Below are 2591 nucleotides of genomic sequence, written 5' to 3' on the forward strand. Positions count from 1 at the left end.
GGGGCTGCGCGCCTGCATCGCCCCCCGCGCGGGCGAGGACGGCGAAAAGGGGCCGCTGGCGCGCGGCGACAAGGTGGTGCTGCGTGCCATCCTGCACTGGCCCGGCGGCGCGCATCAGCCCCTGGACATGCTGCTGAAGGGAGAGGTTTCCACCCGAATGCACACGGGCAGCGTGACCGGCGGGGTGGACGTGGGCTTGGAGTATCTGTTCGACGGCAAGATCGATGCCGACGGCACGGTGACCTGGGTGCCTGTGCGCGACGGGGTGTACCGCATCGCCCAGTGGGTGAACGCCGTGTACATGGAGTACATGCGCAAGGTGCGCTCGCAGTAGGATTTTCAAATCGCCTTTTCGTCCGTGGGCAGCAGCTGCCCGCATCCCTATCCCGCCAGATTCGCCAGGGCCGCCGCACCCGTGCAGGACGCGGCGGTCTTGGCATGTTCCGGCTACAGGCTGATTTCACGGTACATTTTCGTAGCGCGATTTGACAATATTCGCACGGCGCACAGCTTGACGCACTAGCCGCCGGATGGTCTACAGGACTGTCGGTCTCATTGCACCGGACTACGCATCGCGGGCATCACGGGTATCGGAGTGCCGCCGGACGGCCACGGGACGAGCCGTCCGCACCGGTCCTGACCGGTTCTGACTGGCCCGCGCGGCGTCATTGTAGCAACAACCGCTGGAGGTACTGGATGAAACGGACTCTCGTACTGCTTCTGATGATGTTGGCGGCCGTGCTGGCGTTCGGCCCCAAGGCCGAAGCCGCCGAAGGCAAGACCTTCCGTGTCGGCATCTCGTCCGACCCTGAATCGCTCGATCCGCACATGCAGCTTTCCGGGCCCATGCTGGCTTACTCGCACTGGGTGTTCGATCCCCTGGTGCGCTGGACCCAGGACATGAAGTTCGAGCCGCGCCTGGCCGAAAAGTGGGAACAGATCAACCCCACCACCATGCGCTTCCACCTGCGCAAGGGCGTCAAGTTCCACAGCGGCAACCCGCTCACCGCCGCCGACGTGGCCTGGACCATCAAGCGCCTGAAGGAATCCCCCGACTTCAAGGGCCTGTACGTCAAGTTCGCCGAGCCCAAGGTGGTGGACGACAACACCATCGACATCGTCACCACCGAGCCCTACGGCCTGGTGATGAACCTTGCCACCTACATCTTCCCCATGGACTCCAAGTTCTACACCGGCACTGACGCCGCGGGCCAGCCCAAGGGCGCCGTGGTGAAGAACGGCGCCTCGTTCGCCAACGAGAACGCCTCGGGCACCGGCCCGTTCATGGTGGCCCAGCGTGAACACGGCGTGAAGCTGGTGCTGAAGGCCAACCCCAACTACTGGGGCAAGCACGGCAACGTCGACACCATCGAACTTACCCCCATCAAGAACGAAGCCACCCGCGTGGCCGCCATCCTGAAGGGCGACGTGGACTTCATCACCCCCGTGCCCGTGCAGGACTACGACCAGTTGGCCAAGAACCCCGATGTGGAGCTGATCACCATGGCCAGCACCCGCATCATCACCTTCCAGCTGAACCAGAAGCGCAACCCCGCCCTGGCCAACCCCAAGGTGCGTGAAGCCATCATCGCCGCCACCGACCATGCGGGCATCGTGGCCAAGATCATGAAGGGCTACACCGTGGTCACCCAGCAGCAGGCGCCCAAGGGCTACCCCGGCTACATCGCCGACCTGAAGCCCCGCTTCGACCTGGCCAAGGCCCAGAAGCTGATGAAGGAAGCGGGCTACGAAAAGGGTCTGGAACTGACCATGATCGCGCCCAACAACCGCTACGTGAACGACGAAAAGGTGGCCCAGGCCTTCGTTTCCATGATGGCCAAGATCGGCATCAAGGTGAACCTGAAGACCATGCCCAAGGCCCAGTACTGGGATGAGTACGACGCCCAGGTTGCCGACATCCAGATGATCGGCTGGCACCCGGATACCGAAGACACCGCCAACTACGGCGAATACCTGCTGATGTGCGCCAACAAGGACACCGGCATGGGCCAGTACAACAGCGGCAACTACTGCAACAAGAAGTACGATGCGCTGATCGAGGAAGCCAACCGCACCACCGATCCCAAGAAGCGCGACGCCCTGCTGCAGGAATCCGAGAAGCTGGCCTACGACGAGGCCGCCTTCGTGCCGCTGCACATGGAACCGCTGTCGTGGGCTGCCCGCAAGACGGTGACGAACGCGAAAGCGATCATCAACGTGCAGGACTTCCCCTACTTCGGCGACGTGGTGATGAAGTAATGACGAACGGGCGCGGGTGGTTATCAGACCGCCGCGCCTTTTCGACGGTTTTGTGAAGGCGGGCGGGCAAGGGAACACCCCTTGCCTGCCCCGCCGAAATTTTGTAGCCCACCGTGCGGGGATCACCCCGTTACCGACGCGCGGCATTCCGCCGCCCCCCGCATTCCGGTTTTCGGCTGGGCATTCCGCCAGCCTGTCCGGACACGCGGCGGGCGTTCCCAGCAGGCCCACCGGAGCACGGTGCGCCGTTCGAGGCCGGGTTGCGGACAACGCCGCGCACGCCGTTTCGCGCCTTCGCGCTTTCGTGGCCGCCGCCTGCCTTCCCGCCGTCG

1 protein-coding gene and 1 pseudogene are annotated in these 2591 nt (G+C 64.1%); both read left to right on the forward strand.

What is annotated here, in order from left to right:
- Positions 1-334, forward strand: a pseudogene (locus FVW27_RS12850) (hypothetical protein); the annotation flags it as partial.
- Positions 335-696: 362 nt separating this feature from the next.
- On the forward strand, positions 697-2259 hold the full coding sequence (locus FVW27_RS12855) for an ABC transporter substrate-binding protein (protein WP_167125714.1): 1563 nt from the start codon (positions 697-699) through the stop codon (positions 2257-2259).
- The last annotated feature ends 332 nt before the right edge of the window (positions 2260-2591 follow it).

The sequence above is a fragment of the Nitratidesulfovibrio liaohensis genome (assembly GCF_011682075.1).
Lineage (GTDB): Bacteria > Desulfobacterota > Desulfovibrionia > Desulfovibrionales > Desulfovibrionaceae > Cupidesulfovibrio > Cupidesulfovibrio liaohensis.

What these genes read in the sequence shown, in the direction of transcription:
- FVW27_RS12855 (WP_167125714.1), top strand. Translation starts at nt 697, where the DNA reads ATGAAACGGACTCTCGTACTGCTTCTGATGATGTTGGCGGCCGTGCTG.